16 protein-coding genes are annotated in these 19,175 nt (G+C 69.0%); 7 read left to right on the top strand and 9 right to left on the bottom strand.

Going from position 1 to position 19,175, the window contains the following annotated elements:
• Positions 1–258: 258 nt before the first annotated feature.
• The 3 genes from ACYQZ5_RS13670 to ACYQZ5_RS13660 all read right to left on the bottom strand — a co-directional run bounded on the left by ACYQZ5_RS13670 (position 259) and on the right by ACYQZ5_RS13660 (position 4,668).
• A complete protein-coding gene (locus ACYQZ5_RS13670) occupies positions 259–3,894 on the bottom strand; it encodes a DNA polymerase II large subunit (protein ID WP_379731237.1) in 3,636 nt (1,211 codons plus the stop codon).
• 25 nt (positions 3,895–3,919) lie between these two features.
• Positions 3,920–4,339, bottom strand: a complete 420-nt coding sequence (locus ACYQZ5_RS13665) for a PPC domain-containing DNA-binding protein (protein WP_379731238.1) — start codon at positions 4,337–4,339, stop codon at positions 3,920–3,922.
• Between the two features lie 185 nt (positions 4,340–4,524).
• Positions 4,525–4,668 (bottom strand): DUF7556 family protein, encoded by a 144-nt coding sequence (locus ACYQZ5_RS13660; RefSeq protein WP_202594626.1) that lies wholly within the window; start codon positions 4,666–4,668, stop codon positions 4,525–4,527.
• Between the two features lie 246 nt (positions 4,669–4,914).
• Here ACYQZ5_RS13660 and ACYQZ5_RS13655 point away from each other — a divergent pair, with 246 nt between their 5' ends.
• The 5 genes from ACYQZ5_RS13655 (at position 4,915) to ACYQZ5_RS13635 (ending at position 11,044) form a co-directional block, all read left to right on the top strand.
• Positions 4,915–5,772 (top strand): CBS domain-containing protein, encoded by an 858-nt coding sequence (locus ACYQZ5_RS13655; RefSeq protein ID WP_379731239.1) that lies wholly within the window; start codon positions 4,915–4,917, stop codon positions 5,770–5,772.
• A complete protein-coding gene (glyS, locus tag ACYQZ5_RS13650; protein ID WP_379731240.1) occupies positions 5,772–7,571 on the top strand; it encodes a glycine--tRNA ligase in 1,800 nt (599 codons plus the stop codon). Before ACYQZ5_RS13655 ends, glyS begins: the two co-directional genes overlap by 1 nt.
• Positions 7,568–8,182 carry a dolichol kinase gene (locus ACYQZ5_RS13645; protein ID WP_379817854.1) on the top strand — a complete coding sequence of 205 codons (615 nt, stop codon included), beginning with the start codon at positions 7,568–7,570 and terminating at the stop codon, positions 8,180–8,182. Before glyS ends, ACYQZ5_RS13645 begins: the two co-directional genes overlap by 4 nt.
• A 279-nt stretch (positions 8,183–8,461) precedes the next feature.
• A complete protein-coding gene (locus ACYQZ5_RS13640) occupies positions 8,462–10,651 on the top strand; it encodes an ATP-dependent DNA helicase (protein ID WP_459846509.1) in 2,190 nt (729 codons plus the stop codon).
• 192 nt (positions 10,652–10,843) lie between these two features.
• Positions 10,844–11,044: a DUF7835 family putative zinc beta-ribbon protein gene (locus ACYQZ5_RS13635; RefSeq protein WP_379731920.1), complete on the top strand. Its 201-nt coding sequence runs from the start codon at positions 10,844–10,846 to the stop codon at positions 11,042–11,044.
• Between the two features lie 119 nt (positions 11,045–11,163).
• Here the strand turns inward: ACYQZ5_RS13635 and map are convergent, their stop codons facing one another.
• The 3 genes from map to ACYQZ5_RS13620 form a co-directional block, all read right to left on the bottom strand.
• Positions 11,164–12,069: a type II methionyl aminopeptidase gene (gene map / locus ACYQZ5_RS13630; protein WP_379731921.1), complete on the bottom strand. Its 906-nt coding sequence runs from the start codon at positions 12,067–12,069 to the stop codon at positions 11,164–11,166.
• A 68-nt stretch (positions 12,070–12,137) separates the two neighbouring features.
• A complete protein-coding gene (locus ACYQZ5_RS13625; protein WP_379817849.1) occupies positions 12,138–12,986 on the bottom strand; it encodes an isoaspartyl peptidase/L-asparaginase in 849 nt (282 codons plus the stop codon).
• Between the two features lie 75 nt (positions 12,987–13,061).
• Complete coding sequence (locus ACYQZ5_RS13620) at positions 13,062–13,946, bottom strand: HEAT repeat domain-containing protein (RefSeq protein ID WP_459846505.1); 885 nt, start codon at positions 13,944–13,946, stop codon at positions 13,062–13,064.
• Between the two features lie 107 nt (positions 13,947–14,053).
• Between ACYQZ5_RS13620 and icd the strand changes: the two genes are divergently transcribed.
• Positions 14,054–15,325, top strand: a complete 1,272-nt coding sequence (gene icd, locus ACYQZ5_RS13615; protein ID WP_379732421.1) for an NADP-dependent isocitrate dehydrogenase — start codon at positions 14,054–14,056, stop codon at positions 15,323–15,325.
• Between the two features lie 116 nt (positions 15,326–15,441).
• On the opposite strand, the gene ACYQZ5_RS13610 is transcribed toward icd, so the two are convergent.
• Both ACYQZ5_RS13610 and ACYQZ5_RS13605 read right to left on the bottom strand, forming a co-directional pair.
• Positions 15,442–15,783, bottom strand: coding sequence for a cupin domain-containing protein (locus ACYQZ5_RS13610; RefSeq protein WP_379732422.1), 342 nt, complete (start codon positions 15,781–15,783; stop codon positions 15,442–15,444).
• Positions 15,784–16,250: 467 nt separating this feature from the next.
• The gene (locus ACYQZ5_RS13605) at positions 16,251–17,084 is read right to left on the bottom strand and encodes an NAD-dependent epimerase/dehydratase family protein (RefSeq protein ID WP_379732589.1); all 834 of its coding nucleotides are present in this window, start codon (positions 17,082–17,084) and stop codon (positions 16,251–16,253) included.
• A 96-nt stretch (positions 17,085–17,180) separates the two neighbouring features.
• On the opposite strand from ACYQZ5_RS13605, the gene ACYQZ5_RS13600 reads away from it, so the two are divergent.
• Entirely contained in the window at positions 17,181–17,696 is a 516-nt protein-coding gene (locus ACYQZ5_RS13600) for a DUF5817 domain-containing protein (RefSeq protein WP_379732590.1), read from the top strand.
• A gap of 217 nt (positions 17,697–17,913) precedes the next feature.
• On the opposite strand, the gene hmgA is transcribed toward ACYQZ5_RS13600, so the two are convergent.
• A complete protein-coding gene (gene hmgA / locus ACYQZ5_RS13595) occupies positions 17,914–19,146 on the bottom strand; it encodes a hydroxymethylglutaryl-CoA reductase (NADPH) (protein WP_459846502.1) in 1,233 nt (410 codons plus the stop codon).
• Positions 19,147–19,175: the final 29 nt, after the last annotated feature.

Genomic DNA, 19,175 nt, shown 5'->3' with positions numbered 1-19,175 from the left:
CGCAGAAGTCGCCGTCGCAGAAGTCGCCGTCGCAGAAGTCGCCGTCGCAGAAGTCGCCGTCGCAGAAGTCGCCGTCGCAGAAGTCGCCGTCGCAGAAGTCGCCGTCGCAGAAGTCGCCGTCGCAGAAGTCGCCGTCGCAGAAGTCGCCGTCGCAGAAGTCGCCGTCGCAGAAGTCGCCGTCGCAGAAGTCGCCGTCGCAGAAGTCGCCGTCGCGAAAAGCAGAACCGAGACCAAAAACGAGGATATCCTCGCCGTATCCTACATGAAATCCGCAATCCCGCTCTGTTTGTTCTTGTCGTTCTCGAAGATCGACTCCAGCGACCGCTCCAGCACCTCCAACCGCTGTTTCGTGTAGTCCCGGCAGCCGTACTCCTCGGCGACCTCGACGGCGATGTCCATGTACTTGTTCACGGAGCCGCGGTGGACGGTCAGCGTCATCCGGCCGCCGCACTCCCGGCAGTCGCTGGTCAGCGGCACCCGGCGGTACTTCTCGCCGCAGTCGAGACAGCGCGTCTCCTGCCGGGAGAACGCCCGGAGGTTCCCGATCAGGTCCGGCAGGAAGTGGTTCTCGATCACGCGCTCGGCCACGTCGGTCTGATCGACGGCCCGGAGCTTCCGGGAGAGTTCGAGTTGGGCGTCCATCTTCGTCTCCATGTCGCCGAGGGTCTTGTACGCCGAGAGGTCCGGCCCGAGCGCGAGGTCGGTGGTGTCATGGGTGTGGTCGAACCCGTGGTACTCGTCGTCGGTGCCGAGCGTGTCCTCGCCGATCTGGATCAGCTCCTCGACCTCCTCGGGGTCGGCCATCTCGAGGGTGGCCTCGTAGAACTCCTTGGGGTACTGCCGGACGATGTCCATGTTGTGCGCCTCGTCGTCGATCTCCGAGGGGTCGATCCGGGAGGACATCACCAGCGGGGCGTCCATCCGGCCGCCGCGCTGGTCGGGCAGGAACTCCTTCGAGAAGTTGAGCAGGCCGTCGAGCAGCAGCATGACGCAGTCCTCGTCGCCGTCGCAGTTGCGCCGCTTCGCAGCGTGGAAGTACGGATGCGCGTACCCGACGGCGGCGCTCGTGAACCCCACGACGCGCCCCACGACCGCCGCGGAGGTGTGCGGCGCCATCCCGAACACGAGTTCGCCGACCAGGTCGTCGCGCTCCTCGACCTCGTAGAACGGCTCCAGCCCGTAGAAGCGTTCGAGCAGGTCGTCGACGAAGTCCGCCGTACGCATCATGTGCTCGGCGGCGCCGTCGGGGAGCACGATGTCCTGCACCTTGAGTTCGACCAACTGGTCGTCGTGCTCCAGCGGCTCGCCGTCGATGTCGGTCTCGTAGCCGAGCCGGCGGAACTCCGCGGCGGTGGTGTCCAGTTCCTCGGGCCGGACCGAGGTGACCGGCAGGTCGGTCATGTCGTAGCGCACGGTCCCGTCCTTGAACGACGAGACGTCGTGTTTGGCTCGGAGGATCCCCTTCTCCATCGGTTCGGGGGTCTCGTTCGCCGACATCAGCCCCTGCACGCCCTTCAGGATCGAGAAGCTCCCCTCGCGCTCGCCGATGTTCTCGAGCGCGTCGTGGTACACGGAGTTGAGGTCGATGGTGCGCTCCTCGGGGCTCTCGACCTCCCACTCACAGCGCGGGCAGACGACGCGGCCGGACTCGTCCGGTTCGACCTCGACGCCGCAGTCGTCGCACTCGTAGTACGGCTCCGTGTGCGTCTCACACTCCGGACAGCGGTTCTCGTAGGTGTGCTCGCCGCAGTTCGGGCACTCGCGCTCGCCGAGGCTGACCTCGATCTGTCCCCGGCCGGCGGCGGTGCGCTCTGTGGCGGCTTTGGCCACGTCGCGCTGGCTGCCGCCGGCCTCGCCGATCGGGAACATCGTGTGGACCGCCGGCGAGAGGTCCCGGCTCTCGGACTTCTCCGGGCGGCCCATCCGGTTCCCGATCCGGGTGGGGGCGCGCTCCCGAACGGTGAAGGGGGCGATCTCGTTCACCGCCTCGATCGCGTTCGTCCCGGGCAGCGGGGGCGACTCTCTCGACGTGTCGGCGGCCGATTCTGTGGGGACCGAGTCGCTTGAGTCGTCCCGGACCGCCATCCCGCCGTCCGCGACTGCCTCGTCCTTCGCCGCCGCGTCGGCGCCCCACGTTCGCGCGCGCTCGCTCAGGTCCGCGGGAGTCCACTCCCGCTCCAGTTCCGTCGTCACGCCCAGCGAGCGCAGCAGCGGGCGGTACTCCGGCACGACCAGCGTCTCCTCGGTCGCGGTGTGCTCGACCAGCAGCCGTTCCAGCGCGCGCTGCACGTCGTCGCTCCGCGGCAGTCGGAGTTCGTCGTCCGCGATCTCGCCGTCGGCCGCCGCGGCCGCGAGCGCGTCGTACTCAGCGACGGAGATGTCGTGCCAGAGGTAGGTGTACTCCGGATGGAGCGGGCAGTCGTAGCGGTCGGCCCAGTCCAGCGCGGTTCGGGGGCCGGGGTCGTCGAGGTCGACGTGTGGGTCGTCCCGGAGCGCCTGCACGTCCGCGCCGGCGTCGTCGAACTCCTGTTCCCACCACTCGACGGCGTAGGAGGCCGGCGAGAGCGGGTGGTTGTTCTCGACGTACTCGCCGAAGTTGACGAGGTACTCGCCGAGGTCGAGGATCTCGTCGACGCCGTTGCGGATCTCCAGCGCCTCCTCGGGGTCGTCGATCCGCCGCACGTCGCCGTTCGCGAGGCGGACGGTCGGCCCCTCGATCGAGTCGACCGGGATGATGCCGGCGGCCTTCCCCGGCCGCTCAGTCTTGATCTGGGTCCCCGTCGCGAGGAAGTCGTCGACCAGATGCATCGTCGCGGGGTGGACGCCGGCGGTCGCGAAGCCGTGGTTGCGGGCCCGGCCGTACCGGAGCCTGAAGCCGCCGGACTCGGAGGGATGGCTGAACACCGGCCGCCCGGCGATCAGGTCCCGGAGGTACTTCGTCGCGGGCTCGTGCCGGACCGGCCCCTCGGACTCGGTTTCCTCTTCGTCGTCCTCGGCCTCCGCTTCCTCCTCGTCTTCCGCGTCCTCGTCGTCCGCAGCGTCGCCGCCCTCGTCGTAGTACGTCCCGTCGATGAGGTCCTGCAGCCACGGCCAGTCGACCTCGTCGAGCTGGCGGGTGTAGCGCTGGATCTTCGGCGCCTTCAGCGCGATCCCCTCGGCCATGACGAGACACATCCCGCCGCGGGCGGAGTTGGTGTCGACGCGCTCGAGGTCGCGGAAGCCGGAGACCTCCTCGTCGCCGGTCGCCTCGCCGTCGAGCATGATCGGCATGTGCTCGGCGATGAACTTCGTCTCCTTGTCCTTCGGCGTGTACTGGAGGCCGGTCTCCTTCTCGTACAGCGCGATCTCCTCGGCGTAACGTTCGATCTCGTCGTCGCGGGCGTGGAACTCCTCGATCCCGAGCAGCGAGCGGGCGTAGTCGGCGACGAGCACCGACAGTGCCTGTGCGGTCCCACCTGCGGAGCGGATCGGGCCGGCGTAGTAGACGTTGACGAACTCCGTCCCGTCGTCGTTTTCCAGTAGTTCCGCGCGGTCGATGCCCTCGATCGGCGCGGCGACGACACCCTCCGTGAGGAGGGCGACCGCGGTTCGGACCGCGCCCTCGATCTTCCCCTCGCGGCTGTCGTAGTCGCCGACGTTGCCGTCGACGAAGTCCTCGACGAGTTCGAGCGCGGCCTCCTCGCGGCTCATCTGTCCTTCGAGTTCCCGGACGCGCTCGGCGACGCCGGGGATGCCGAGGATGTTCTCGACGCGGTCGGCCATGTCCCGCGCGGTCGGGATCTCGATCTCCGTCTTTGGGTCCCGGCCCTGCTCGCGGGCGGCCTCCGCGCGCTCGAACGCGTCGTCGAGCTGGTCCTCCAGCCGCTCGAAGTACCGCTCGTCGTCGTCTCTCACCGCTTCTCACCTCGGAGTGTCGGGGTCACAGCCAGAGGTCCAGATCGGTCTCCTCGTCGTGTTCCCGCTCCAGCGGTTCCTCGAACGTCCGCATGTACACCTCGCCCGCGAACACCGTGCCGGCGTCGAGATGGCCCGCGAGCGCCTGCCCGCTCGGCCGCGAGAGCACGGCGTGGGTGTGCGCGAACCGCTCGCCGTCGAGGTAGGAGACGTTGCCCATGCAGGCCGCGACCTCCAGCGGCTCCTCGAACTCGACGGACTCGTACTCGCCCGCCTGCTGGTCGTAGAACCAGACGACGGCGTCCTGCACCGCGCCCATCGCGTTGAACCACGCCGCGTCGACGTCCTCCTCGACCGCCAGCGACTCGATCTCCTCGCGCCAGTCGGCGCCGGTCTCGAGCCGCGCGAGGAACTCGCGGTCGGGCGAGAGTTCGCGGTAATCCATACGGAAGTACAGCAGCGACGAGGACAAAAACCTCACCCCTGCCGCCTCGCTCCCGCTCGAACGACGGCGTCCGGCGCTCCCGTTCGGAATCGAGCGACGGAAGGGGAGTTCACGGTCCCGTGACTGCTCGGCGTTCGAAGCGGGCGGAAAAACGGCGGATCGACGGTCGAGAACGGGCGTGGCCGTTACGCCCACTCCTCGACGACCGGCGCGTCGGCCTCGGCTACCGAGATCCAGGCCTCCTCCCGGCCGAGATCCGCGATAACGAACTCGGCGTCGTCCAGCGAGCCCATCACGTCGTCGCCGCCGTGAACCGTGCCCGGTGCCATGGTACACTATCCCACGCACAGCGATATAAACCCGTCGAAACATTGAGGAGGGTTCACACGGCCGCCTTCCCCGTGCTCGAGGGGGTTCGTGTCCGTCAGAGCCGGACACGCGTTCGGCATCCGTGTTCGGGGTGTCACCTTCGGAATACGCGGCTGCCATCGCCGCGCACACCTTCGGAATACGCGGCTGCCAGTACCGCGCACACCTTCGCAGAGTACAAGAGGGGGCCAAGAGAAGGGAAACCCATGAAGGTTGCCGACGCCATGACGCCCGCGGAAGACCTCGTGACTGTCTCGCTCCCGGGCTCGCGCGACGACGCCCTCGAGTACCTGCAGGAACGGAAGTTCTCCTCCGTTCCCGTCGTCCGCGACACCGAGGCGGGCGAGCGCTACCGGGGGCTGGTCTCCCGGGACGACCTGATCGAACACCCCGACGAGGACGACCTCGCGATGCTGATGCGCGAGGTCCCGACCACGACCGCCGACGCGACGCTCCACGAGCTCGCGGCGCTGATGCTCTCGGCGGGCACCCGTCGCGTCCCGGTCGTCGACGCCACCGACGACGGGACGCTCGTGGGGATCGTCACCATCACGGACGTGATCCACGCGCTCGCCCGCGAGGAGGTCGGCACCGAGGCCGACGTTGGGGGCCTCTGTAACGGGACGGTCAACACCACCTACGCCGGGACGCCGCTCCCGGTCGCCGAGCGCGAGATCGGCCTCGCGGACGTGCCGTACACGGTCGTCCTCGGCGACGACGCGGAGATGACGGGGATGCTCACCGAGGTCGACATCGTCGCCGTCGCCGAGGTCGTCGAGGGCGAGGAGAACGCCGGCGCCTCGATGGCCGGCGACGACGAGGACTGGAAGTGGGAGAGCGTGCAGTCGGTCGGCAACCGCTACGTCCCCACGCGGAACGTCGAGTTCCCCGACGAGCCGGTTTCGACGTTCATGACCGAGGACGTGGTGACCGTCTCGAAGCGCAAGTCCGCCGTCGAGGCCGCACAGCTGATGATCACGAACGACATCGAACAGATCCCGGTCGTCAGCGGCGGCGAACTCGCCGGCGTGCTCCGGGACGTCCACCTGCTGGAGGCAGTCTGATGAGCGAACACGCCGACGTGACCGAGCTCGCCAAGCGCCGCGGCTTCTTCTTCGCCTCGGCGGAGGCCTACGGCGGCGCCGCTGGCTTCTACACGTTCGGCCCGGAGGGCGCGGCGCTCAAGCGCAACGTCGAGGCCGCCTGGCGCGACCGCTTCGCGCTCAAGGAGGACAACGAGGAGATCGCGGCGCCGACGATCATGCCCGAGCCCGTTTTCGAGGCGTCGGGCCACCTCGACACGTTCGACGACATGCTCGTCGAGTGCGCGGAGTGTGGCGAGTCCCACCGCGCGGACCACCTCGTCGAGGACGCGACCGACCTCGAGGACGCCGAGGCGCTCGACCCCGAGGAGGTCGCCGACCTGATCGCCGAACACGAGCTCACCTGCCCGGCCTGTGGCGCCGACCTCGGCGGCCAATCGGTCGAGGAGTTCAACCTCATGTTCGAGACGAGCATCGGTCCCGGCTCGGGCCAGCCGGGCTACCTCCGGCCCGAGACCGCTCAGGGCATCTTCGTGGAGTTCCCGCGGCTGAAGGAGTACGCCCGCGGGAAGCTCCCCTTCGGCGTCACCCAGATCGGCCAGGCGTACCGCAACGAGATCTCGCCGCGCCGTGGCCTGATCCGCGTGCGCGAGCTCACGCAGGCCGAACTGGAGACGTTCATCGACCCCGAGACCGACGAACCCGACCTCCAGAAGGTCGCGGACGTCGAACTCCGGCTCTACCCCGCGCCCGAGCAGGCCGAGGACGCGCCGGCCGCGGAGGGGTATCAGGAGTTGACCGTCGCCGAGGCTGTCGAGCAGAACGTGATCTCCTCGGAGTGGATCGCCTACTACCTCGGCGTCGCCCAGGAGTGGTACGAGCGGATCGGCGTCGACACCGAGAAGCTGCGCTTCCGCCAGCACCTCCCGGGCGAGCGCGCCCACTACGCCGCGGACTGCTGGGACGCCGAGGCGAAAGTCGAGAGCGCCGGCGGCGACTGGATCGAGATCGCCGGCTTCTCGACCCGGAGCGACTACGACCTCTCGAAACACGCCGAGGCCAGCGACGACAACTTCACCGTGTTCAAGCAGTACGACGAGCCGCGCACGGTCGAACGCCCGACGGTCGACCCCGACATGTCGACGCTCGGTCCCGAGTTCGGCGGCGACGCCGGCGCGGTCGCCGAGGCGCTCGCGGCGCTGGCCGAGCGCGACCCCGACGCGTTCCACGACGACGAAGTGACCGTCGCCGTCGACGGCGAGGAGTACACCGTCGACACCGACGTGGCGAACTTCGAGGTCGTCGAGGAGACCGAGGCCGGCGAGCACATCGTCCCCCACGTCGTCGAACCCTCCTTCGGTGTGGACCGGACCGTCTACACCCTAATCGATCACGGGCTCCAGCGCGACGAACTCGGCGGCGAACCCCGGGACTACCTCTCGCTCGCCCCCGAGATGGCGCCGACGGACGTGGCGGTGTTCCCGCTGGTCAGCAACCACGAGCCGCTGCTCGACACCGCCAGCGACGTGGTCTCGACGCTGCGTGACGCCGGCTTCGACGCGACCCGGGACGACTCGGGTTCGATCGGTCGGCGCTACCGCCGGCAGGACGAGGTCGGCACGCCGTTCTGTGTCACCGTCGACCGCGACGGGCTGGAGGACGACCCCACGACCGTCACGCTCCGGGACCGCGACACGGGCGCGCAGGCCCGCATCCCGGTCGGGGAACTGGTCGGCCAGCTCGAGGCGCTGCGCGACGGCGACGCCGACTTCGAGGCCGTACTGAGCCGGTACGAGACGGTCGAGACCGCGGACGAATGAGCGAACTCGGGCGCCGTGGCGTCCACGCCTCCGGGGTGGGGATTCCCGCGCTGTACCTGCTCGGCGTGGTCGACTGGCCGGAAGTGCGCCTCCTGCTCGTGGCGCTCTCGCTGGCGGTCACGGCGCTCGAGTTCGTCCGGCTCGTGCTCGACTACGAGTGGCCGCTGTTCGACACGCTGGCCCGCGAGTACGAACGCGACAACGTCGCTGGCTACGCGCTGTACGCCTACTCCCAGACGGTCGTGGCGTTCGTGTTCACCCCTGCGGTGGCGCTCCCGGGGATGCTGATGCTCATCGTCGGCGACCCCGTCTCGGGCTATCTGGGCGACAACGACGCGGGCAGCGCCAAACAGGCGGGTGTCCTCGGCGTGATGTTCCTCGTTTGCTTCGCGCTGGCGGCGCCGTTTACCGCCGCGGTGACGCCGCTGCCGATCGGCCTCGCGGCCGCCGCCGCGGGCGCCGCGGGCGCGACGCTGGCCGACGGCGTGAAACCGGTCGTCGCGGGCTACGTCGTCGACGACAACGCCACCATCCCCCCGGCGGCCGCGATCGGGATCACGCTCGTGTTCGTCGCCGTCGGCCCGGGCCTGTCGGCCGCACTCGGGCTCTGAGCGGGCGGCGCGATCTCCAGTCGAAACGGAGGGGTGTGAGAGCCGAGCCCACGGGGAGTTTTCGCTCGTTCTTTTTCAACGTCGGGCGTCGGGAGTGCGTCCCGTAGTCGTTCGTTTTTCGGTTTTCGAGGGGTCGATCGCGTTTTCATTCCCTTCTCCCTGCTCGCGGCTCACTCCGTTCGCCGCTCGTCTACGAGGCCGTTTGCCGTCGCGCCACAGGCGCGACGTTTTCCGGCCTCGCCCCGAGAGTTTTTGACCGAGAACGCCCCACTCCCAGTAGTGGCAGAGACGACGCGACGGTTCTTCCCGTACGACAGCCCCTACCCCAACCAGGGCGAGGCGATGACTCGCATCGCCGCCGCGCTGGACGACGGCGACGACGTGCTGTTCGAGGGGGCACCCGGGACTGGCAAGACGCTCTCGGCGCTCGTGCCCGCGCTCGAGCACGCCCGTGAGGAGGACCGCACCGTCGTCATCACGACCAACGTCCACCAGCAGATGCGCCAGTTCGTCGAGGAGGCCCGCGCGATCAACGACGAGGAGGACATCCGCGCAGTAGTGTTCAAGGGGAAGTCCTCGATGTGTCACATCGATGTCGACTATCAGGAGTGTCAGACGCTGCGTGACACCACCCGCGAACTGGTCGAGGACGAGGCCGAGAAGCGCGAACTCGAGGTCCAGCAGCGGGAACTGCTCGACGCCAGCCGCGAGGGCGACGCCGCGGCCGCCCAACGCCGCGAGGCGGTGATGGAGGAGTTGGAGGCGGTCGAGGACCGCATCGAGGACGTCGAGAGCGCCAACGTCTGCGAGCACTACCGGAACAACCTCCTCGGCGACAACGAGGAGTTCTACGAGTGGCTGTACGAGGGCGTCCGCACGCCCGAGGAGATCTACGAGTACGCCGACCGGAACCAGCTCTGTGGCTACGAACTGCTGAAGGAAGGGATGGAGGCGGTCGATCTCGTGGTCTGTAACTACCACCACCTGCTCGACCCCAACATCCGCGAGCAGTTCTTCCGGTGGCTCGACCGCGAGCCGGAGCGCGTGGTCACGGTGTTCGACGAGGCTCACAACATCGAGTCCGCCGCGCGGGATCACGCCAGCCGGAGCCTCACCGAGAACACGCTCGACAGCGCGCTCGACGAACTCGACGACCGCGAGGACTCCCGGGCCGACGCCGCCGAGAACGTGATCGGCGCGTTCCGCGACGCGCTGGTCGACGCCTACGAGGACGGGTTCGAGTACGGCGAACGCGAGGGGATCGACGAGCACTGGCACGACGTATCGATCGCCAACGACGACGCCCGCGACGATCTCACGCTCGCGTTCCTGCGGAACTACGAGGGCCGGGGGATCGAGACGGAGACGGAGCTCGCAGTCCAGTTGGGCGAGGCGATCGACGAGGAGTACGAGGAGGCGTACAAGAACGGCGAGGCGACCTCCCGCGCCGAGAGTTCGACGCTCGCGGCCGCCCGGTTCGTCGCGACGTGGATGGAGGAGAACGCCGAACTCGGCCAGTACCCAGTGGTCTCGGTCCGCCGGGACGAGGGAACCGACGAGATCTACGGCCGCGCCGAACTGTACACCTGCATCCCCCGCCGCGTGACCGAGGCGCTGTTCGACGAGGTGTACGCGAGCGTGCTGATGTCCGCGACCCTCCGGCCGTTCGACGTGGCCGCGGACGTGCTCGGCCTCGACGACCCCGTGACGATGGCGTACGGGCTGGAGTACCCCGAGGAGCACCGCCGAACGTACGCCGCCGGCACCCCCGCACTGTTCGCCAGCGACCGCGGCGACCCCGAGGTACAGGAGTCGGTGTCGGCGCTCGTCTCGGACGTGGTGGAGTTCACGCCCGGGAACACGCTGCTCTTTTTCCCGTCCTACAGCGAGGCCGAGCGCTACTACCAGCGCCTCGGCGGCGGCGGGGGGCGAGCCGTCGGCGACGCCGACGCCGGCGACGCGGAACTGTTGCTCGACGGGTCGGACGTGGACACCGAGGAACTCCGCGAACGCTTCGTCGAGGGCGAGCACGCGGCGCTTTTCACCTCGCTGTGGGGGACGCTCGCGGAGGGAGTGAGCTTCGACGGCGACGACGCCCGGACCGTCGTGGTCGTCGGCGTCCCCTACCCCCACATCGACGACCGACTGGAGGCCGTCCAGGACGCCTACGACCGCGCCTACGGCGGCCGGGACAACGCCGGCTGGCGCTACGCGGTCGAGATTCCGACGGTCCGCAAGACCCGGCAGGCGCTGGGGCGGGTGATCCGCTCGCCGGAGGATTTCGGCGTCCGCGTGCTCGCGGACAAGCGCTACACTCGCGCGGACATGGGGCGGTTCTCGGTCCGGGACACGTTCCCCGAGGAGGAGCGCGACGAGCTCATCGACATGAACCCGGAGAAGCTGAAGTTCGGGATGCTGAACTTCTACGGCGACCGCGACGCGTACGACGGCGCGCCGCCGCAGCCCTAACACGGCTGTCGTAACGTATTTACCACCCCTACCGAAAGAACCAGTCACAGTCGATCGCCGCTGGGCAGGTACGAGCGGTCGTCGCCCCGTCGAAGGCGGGTCGCGACGGCCGTTCGTGGGCACTCTCGCCGCCGTCCTGTCGAGTACGACCAGCGCCGCCTTTATCCGGCTCCTCCATGTAGTGGGTCGCGCATGGCCACTCAACCCTCCGACCCCGACAGCGTTCAGGAGAACTGTGCGGACTGTGGCGGGGAGACGCTCCACGACGTCCGGGTCGAGATCCGGACCGAGAGCGATCAACAGGAGAACTCCGAGTTCTCCCGCGAGCCCTACCGCGTCTCCGTCTGCCAGACGTGTGGGTCCGAGACGGCGACGCGGATGAACAACGCCTAACTACCGGCTGAGTGGCTGTCGGACGGGTGTGGGGTCCCGTCGAGTTTCACCACGCCGGTCTGCGTCGGAACGGCGCCGCTGGCACCGTCGTTTTTCGGTAAAACTCGGAAGCCGACGGCTTACCCAAACAGCCCGTCGGTCAGCAACTCGTAGCCGTCCTCGGTCACGATCAGGCTGTGCTCGGCCTGCGAGATCAGCCGCCCCTCGTCCTCCTGCAACACGGGGTAGCCCGTGATCGCGCCGTCGGCTTTCAGCCGGCGCAGCGCCATCCCCGGCCGCGGGCTGTCGAGCCAGCGCTGGGCGAACGGCAGCCCGTCGAACTCGCCCGTGATCTGCTCCATCGCTTGCCGTGCTGCGCGGTCCCGGACCGAGCGCTCCTCCTGCAGTTCGAAGATCTGCTCGTGGCTCCCCTCGCCGACCTTCCCGCTCCCGTCGGTGGCGAACGGCTCGATGGCGATCACCTGTCCGGCCTGCAGTTCGGCGGAGCGGTCCATCCCCCGGTTCGGGATCGTCGGCCCCGTGTGGGCGTCGTAGCGCTCCAGCCCGTGACCGGAGAGATTGAGCACCGGCGAGTAGCCGTAGCCGTCGATCACGTCCTCGATGGCCTGCCCGACGACGCCGACCTCGGCGCCGGCTTCGACCTCGTCCAGCGCCGCCTCGAGCGCCTGCTCGGCGGCCTCGACCAACTCGTCGCTGCCCGAGAAGTCGACGGTGACCGCCGCGTCGGCGATGTAGCCGTCGACGTGGACGCCGACGTCGAGACAGACCATGTCGTCCTCGCCGAACACCGTCTCGTCGTCGGCCTCGGGGGTCGCGTGGGAGGCCTCGTTGTCGACGCTGATGTTGACGGGGAACGCCGGCTCGCCGCCGAGTTCCACGATCCGCTCCTCGGCGGACTCCGCGACTTCGAGGTGGGTCGCGCCGGGTTCGACCAGCTCCTTCGCTTCGTCCATCACCTCGACGAGGATCTCGCCGGCCTCCCGATGCTTCTCGACTGCCTCCTCGCTCAGATCGCCGTAGCTCATGGCTGTTCGGTTGGCCTGTTCGCGGCAAAGAGGTTCCGGCACGGGCACGCCGGGCTGCTGACCGAACGCTACCGCGTCGCCGTACTCGTCTGCATCCCGTCGGAGTTGAACGCCGCACCCGTCCCCTCCTCGTCGCAGACGATCACGCCGGCGGAGGAGCCGGTAAGCTCGTCGAACTCCGCGATCGCGTCCTCGGCGGCGGTCTGTGCGTCGGCGCCCGCTTCGAGTTTGTCGACCGCGCGCTGGCTCAGCGTCACCTTCGCGATGTCCTCGCCGGCGCCCGTCGCTGAGGCGCCGCCGGCCGGCGTGCAGTAGAACCCCGAGCCGACCTGCGGCACGTCACCCACGCGCCCCGCGAGCGCCCACGACCGCCCGCCCGTAGAGGTCGCGGCGGCGAACTTCCCGTCCTCGAACGCGACCGCGCCGACGGTGTCGTGCCCGCCGAAGCGCTCCTCGAGCCAGTCGAGGTGGGCTTTCGGCCCGGCCTCCGGCGGGTCTTCGTCCTCGTACGACTCGCGTTTCTCCGGGGTGAGCAGATCCACGTCGGTCTCGACGCCGAACTCCGCGGCGAGGTCGACGGCGTGCTCGCCGCTGACGAAGATGTGGGGCGTCTCCTCCAGCACGACGCGAGCGGCCGAGATCGCGTCCCGAACGCCGTCCATGCTCGCGACGGCACCCGTCTCGCGGTCGGAGGTCATCAGCCCGGCGTCGGTCCGTACCCGGCCGTCGGACTGCACTGCGCCGCCGTAGCCGGCGTTGAAGCGGTCCGACGCCTCGAGCACGTTCACCGCGGCCTCGACGGCGTCGACGGGGTCCGATTCGGCCGCGCCCGCCTCGGCGGCGTCGTCGAGCACCGCCTGTCGGGGTTCGGGTTCGTCGGGCTGGCTGCCGGCGCCGCCGTGGACGATGATTTGCATGGGAGAGTGGGCGGCGGGCCGACCCATCAATCCACGGGAAACGGCCGCGGACGCCGGAACGCTCCCACGGCGGGTTCACTCCCCGTCCCGGATCGAGCCGAGGGCGTCCGCCGCCTTCGTCCGCACGTCGTCGCTCGGATCCGACTCGGCCAGCCGCGACAGTTCGGGAACGGACGCCTCGTCGCCGACGAAGCCGAGCATCCCTGCCGCCTCCTTCCGGACGAGGTAGTATTCGTCGTCGAGCGCGGCCCGGATGCGGGGGAGTCGATCCTGCAGCAGCGTCGGCTCCTCCATTCCGAACTCGTACAGCGTGAACGCGCCGCGGTACCGGAGCCGCTCGTCGTCGCTCGCGAGCAGTCCGGCGGCGGTGTCGGCCAGTTCCTCCCGGCGCGGGACCGGGTGGCCGTGGACCGACCGGTACTCCTCGGCCACGTCGCTCAGCGCCGCGGCCGCGACGTGGCGGACCGTCCGGTCGTCGTGTTCGAGGAGCGCGAGCAGCGCGTCGAGGCGGTCTTCGTCGACGATGACCGTCGACGCCAGCGCCCAGCCGACCTCCCCGACCGCAGTGTACCGCCGGCCGTCGGCGTCGAACTCCGGGTACTGGCGCTCGTGGACCCCGACGAGTTCGACGAGCGCCGCGGGGTCGAGATGGTCGGTGACGACCGACGCGCAGACGGCGAACGCGACCGTTCGCGGGATGATCACCTCGTCGTCGAGTCCCGGCGTGAACCCGACGGAGCGTTCGAACAGGTCGAGTTCCCACTCCCGGAATTCGGCGGCGTCGACGGCAGCCGACACGTCGCGGCCGGCCAGCGCGAGCAAACCGAGCGCCTCCGCACCGGCGATCCGCTCCTCGGCGTCGTCGGCGCGCAGGCAATCGACGAGCGCGTCGAGGTCGGCCTCTCCCGGCGACGTTCGCGCCGCGTCCCGGAGCGACGCGGTGCGGTCGGTGACGGTCATCCCCGTCGGTAGCAGCGACCGGACCAACAAAAACCCGCCCCCGGATCTACCATCCTGACAACTGAAACGGCAGGCATTTGGGTTCGCTCTGAGACGGTAATCGTGCTATGAGCTACGAGCACATCGAACCCCCCGAGTCGGGGTCGAAGATCACGCTCGCCGACGAGGAGTCCGGCGAACTCGACGTGCCGACCGACCCGATCATCCCGATCATCCACGGCGACGGGATCGGCAAGGACGTGGGGCCGGCCGCACAGGACGTGCTGACCGCCGCCGCCGAGGCGACGGGTCGGGACGTGAACTGGATGGAAGTGTATGCCGGCGAAACCGCCCGCGAGAAGTACGACGAGAACCTCCCCGACGAGACGGTCGAGGCGATCGAGGAGCACCGCGTCGCGATCAAGGGGCCGCTGACGACGCCGGTCGGCGCCGGCTTCCGCAGCCTCAACGTCGCGCTGCGTCAGACGCTCGACCTGTACGCGAACGTCCGACCGACCTACTACCTCGACGGCGTCCCGTCGCCGATGAAGGCGCCCGAGGAGATGGACATGGTCACGTTCCGGGAGAACACCGAGGACGTGTACGCCGGCATCGAGTGGGAGGCCGGCACCGAGGAGGTCGAGCAGGTCCGGGACTTCGTCGAGGACGAGATGGGCTTCGACGACGTGATGCACGACGGCCCGATCGGCATCGGCATCAAGCCGATCTCCGAGAAGGGCTCCAAGCGCCTCGTGCGCGAGGCGATCGACTACGCCATCGAGAACGACCGCGACAAGGTCACGCTGGTCCACAAGGGGAACATCATGAAGTTCACCGAGGGCCAGTTCGGTGACTGGGGGATGGAGGTCGCCGACGAGGAGTACCCCGACGACGAGGTCTTTGCGGCGCCCGACTCGCTGTGGGAGGAGCAGGACGAGGTCGACATTCCCGAAGATGCGGTCATGGTCGAGGAGCGCCTCGCCGACGCGATGCTCCAGTGGATGCAGCTCCGCACCGACGAGTTCGACGTGCTCGCGATGCCGAACCTCAACGGCGACTACCTCTCCGACGCCGCGGGCGCCCAGATCGGCGGCCTCGGCATCGCGCCGGGCGCCAACTTCGGCTTCGGCCGCTGTCTCGCCGAGCCCGTCCACGGCTCCGCGCCCAAGCGCGCCGGGCAGGACAAGGCGAACCCGACCGCGCTGATCCTCTCGGGCCGCCTGATGTTCGAGTACCTCGGCTGGGACGACACGGGTCAGCTGATCCGCGACGCCGTCGAGAAGACGATCGACGAGGGGACGGTCACCTACGACCTCGCGCGCCAGCGCGAGGACGCCGAGGAGGTCTCGACGACGGAGTACGCCGAGACCGTGATCGACAACATCGAGAAGCTGTCGTAGACAGCTTCTCGAGCGCTCGAAAATCTCCGATTTTCGAGAACATCGAGGAACTCGCGTAGAAACCGCGGCGTCTGCGGCTCTCTGATCTGCGTTCTTTCGCAACTGCCCGCCAGTCGCTACTCCGCCCAGTCGGGGTCGGTCCGCGGCGGCGCGAACACGTCGATCCCCACGACCGGCTCGTCGCCCCGGTTCTCAGCGGCGTGGACCTCGTCGCCGAGGAGGGTGTAGGACTCGCCCGGCCCGACGGTGATCTCCTCGCCGTCCTCGAGGACGAACGTGAGTTCGCCCTGCGTGATCAGGCCGGCCTGTTCGTGGTGGTGGCTGTGGGAGGGGACTTCGGCGCCGGGTTCGATGCGGAAGTGCTGGACGCTCGTTTCCTCGCCGCTCGCGCCGACCGTGAGGTGGACGTCGTCGACGGCCTCGACGAAGTCGGCGTCGTCTGGTTCGTAGTGATCCATGCGGGTGTGTGGCGCGGCGAGGCGTATAGTTCCTGAGTTCCCGGCTATGTTGCGTGGGGAGGTGATTCGGCGTCGTCTCGGTTGCTTGTTGCTGGGACAGCAACCGCAACAGCGTCTCGATCGTTGGCACCTTGCGACCGCACCGCCCTGCATAGCCCACAGACCTCCCCAGCCGACTCGTTCGTTCCCTTCGGTCACTCACTCGTCCCTCGCGCCGGCTCGCGGACGGAGCCGCTCGCGTTTCGCGCCGACTGCGACCGCGGTGCGGTGGCGGTGGACGCCTCGCGGCCGGCGACTGTCGCCGGCCGCGGGGGGAGGGGTGGGGACTCGGCGCTGCGCCGGGCTTCATGCCCGGCGCCCTGCTGTCACAAGTGGTCATGCTCATTCCGTGGTCGTGTTCGCGGTTGCTGTGCGGTTCCGACAGACATCCACTCGAGAAACACCGAAACCAAACCGTTCGAAGCGATTTACTCCAACAACTCCGACGGCGGCGACTGCCAATCACTCGCCGAGTCCTGTGGCTCGTACCCCAGCAGCTCCTTCGTGTGCTCCAGATCGAACCAGCTCCGGGGGTTGTCGCTGGTCGCGAAGAAGATCCCGAACTCGGTCTCCTCGTCCTGCAAGCAAAGCTCCACCAACTGCGCCCAGTCCCGGAGCGAGAGCCACGTCCCCTTCAGGCGCTTCACCTGTTCGGTGTACGCCTCGCTCCCGCGTTCCCAGCGCCCCTCCTCGACGCCGCGCTCGGCGTCGCCGTAGGGGTTGTCGTAGGGGCCGGCCCGGATGCTCGCGATCCGGGCGGCGTAGAAGCGCTTCGGGTACTCGCGCTGTTCCACGTAGTACCGACCCAGATCCTCGCCGTACGCCTTCGAGACCCCGTAGTAGGAGTCGGGCCGCTCGTCGTCGTCGACGGTGACGGTCGTGTCGTCGTCGAGTTCGTACACGTCGGGCTTGCCCTCCTCCTCCCACATCCCCGCGGCGTGGATCGAGGAGGCGAAGATGAACCGCTCGACCTCGGCGTCCGCGGCGGCTTCGAGCACGTTCCGCGTGCCGACGAGGTTGCTCTGCTCGACTGACTCCCACGACGCCGAAACCGAGGGGTTCGCGGCGAGGTGAACCACTGCGTCGACGCCGTCGAACGCCGGGCGGACTGCGTCGTAGTCCGCGATATCGGCGACGAAATCCACGTCCGGGGCGTCCTCGCGATCGAGGTAGACGAACTCGTGATTCGCGTCCGGGGTGTCCAACTCTTGCTTGATTCCCGAGGCGACGCGACCCTCCGAACCGGTGACCAGCACGCGCATACCCGGAGGTGGGCGGAGGCCGAGAAAAGCCCGGGGATGCCCGGACGCCCCGCGGTGAACGGAGGATTCATACCGGATAGCGCACCAGTCCCGAGCATGTACGCGGTCGTCGGCTGCACCGAGTGTGGCACCTACTGGCTGCTCACGGACCCCAGAGAGAGCGACTCCGCCACCTGCCCCAAGTGCGGCCGCCGCCACCAGACGAAGAAGCTCAATCGCTTCTACGAGACGGAGGACCGCGAGGCCGCCCGAGAGGCCCGGGCCGCGCTGCTCGCGAAGAAACACGGCGACAGCGCCGCGTTCGACGAGGTGGCGCACGTCTCCGAACTGGAGGAGCGCGTCGAGGAGAGCGGGCTCTCCGAGGAAGCGTACCTCGAGCAGTCGGGCATCGACGCCGATGAGGTGCAGGCGGCGGGCGACACGTCGACGAAGTCCTCGCGGAGCCGCGACGAGAAAGTCCGCGACGCGGTTCGAGCGGGCGGCACCGAGGCGGAGATCCTCGACCGCGCCGAGGCCGACGGCGTCCCGCGCGGCGCCGCGGAGAAGCTATTGGAGAAACTGCGTCGGCAGGGGGAAGTGATCGAGTCCGGCGGTGAGTTGCGGTTGGTCTGACTGGGCGTGCGGCGGCGCGCGAAGCGCCCGCGACGTCGGGCGCGGGGCGAGCGCGCGAGGGATGAGCGACCGAACGAAGTGAGGGAGCGAATCGGCTGGGGAGGTAAGAGGGCTGTGCGGGGCGGTGCGGTCGCAAGTGGTCAACGATCGAGCTGCTGTTGCTGCTACCGCTGCTGTCCATCGAACTCGCACGCCCTCGAAAAGACCCCGAACGAAGTTACCGACCCAACTCGGCGTGCGCACTCGACAGATTCCGCGACGCCAGCGCCGACAGCAGCGATAGCTCACCCGCCAGCGCGCCCGTCGCGACACACTCCGCGAGCGCGTCGGCGTTCGAGCCCGCCGGGTCGCCGCCGCCCCGGATTCCGAGCACGTCCAGCCCCTCGGCCTGCGTGGGGAGTTTCGTCCCGCCGCCGACCGTCCCAACCTCGATCGACGCGAGCGAGACGGCGGCGTACAGCCCGTCCTCCCGCGCTTCGACGGAGACGATCCCGTTGCTGCCTTCGACGACCTGCGCGGCGTCCTGCCCGGTCGCGAGGTACATCGCGGCGACGACGTTCGCGACCTGCGCGTTGAACCCCAGACTCCCGGCCTTCGCGCTGCCGATCAGGTTCTTCCGGGTGTTGACCTCGGCGATCGCTTCTGGCGTCGTCTTCAGCGTCTCCTCGACGAACTCCCGGGGAAGCGTCGCCTCCGCGGTGACGCTGCGACCGCGCCCCTCGACGGCGTTGATCGCGGCGGGCTTCTTGTCCGTACAGAGGTTCCCCGAGAGCGCGACCAGCGAGGCGTCGGTCTCGCCCTCGATCACGTCGCAGGCTTCGCCGGTCGCGATGGTGACCATGTTCATCCCCATCGCGTCCGCGGTGTCGTAACGGAACCGCAGGAACACGTTGTCGCCGACGACGTACGGCGTCACGTCGAGCAGTTTCCCGTGGCTCGTCGTCGACTCCGCGGCCTCGCGCAGTTGGTCGGTGTTCTCCCGGACCCACTCCGCGAGCGCCTGCGACTCCGCGATACCGCTCGTCCGGAACACGGGCGCGCGGGTCATCCCCCGCTTGGTCACGCGTGCGGTCGCGCCGCCGGCGTCGTCGATGACGGAGAGCCCGCGGTTGACGGAGGCTAGCAGCGCGCCCTCGGTGGTCGCGAGCGGGAGGTACGTCTCCCCCTCGAACGCGCCGCCGTCGATCTCGACGGGGCCGGCGACACCCATCGGGATCTGGGCGGCGCCGATCATGTTCTCGATGTTGCTGCCCGCCGCCTGCTCGGCCGGGAAGGCGTACTCGCCGGTCGTCTCCAGTTCGGCGCCGGAGTCCCGCTCGACGACCAGCCGCCGGGCCGCGGCGGCGGTGTCGGCGTCGGCGTGGTCGTCGAGTTCGTACAGCCGGAGGTCGCCGCTCTCGACCCGGTCGGCCAGCTCCTCGGCGGTGTCGGCGTCGACGCGGTCGGTCATGCCCCCGGGTTCCCCCGGCGCGGGCAAAC

The organism is Halolamina salina (assembly GCF_054653455.1).
This window is presented reverse-complemented; position numbering and strand designations above follow the sequence as displayed.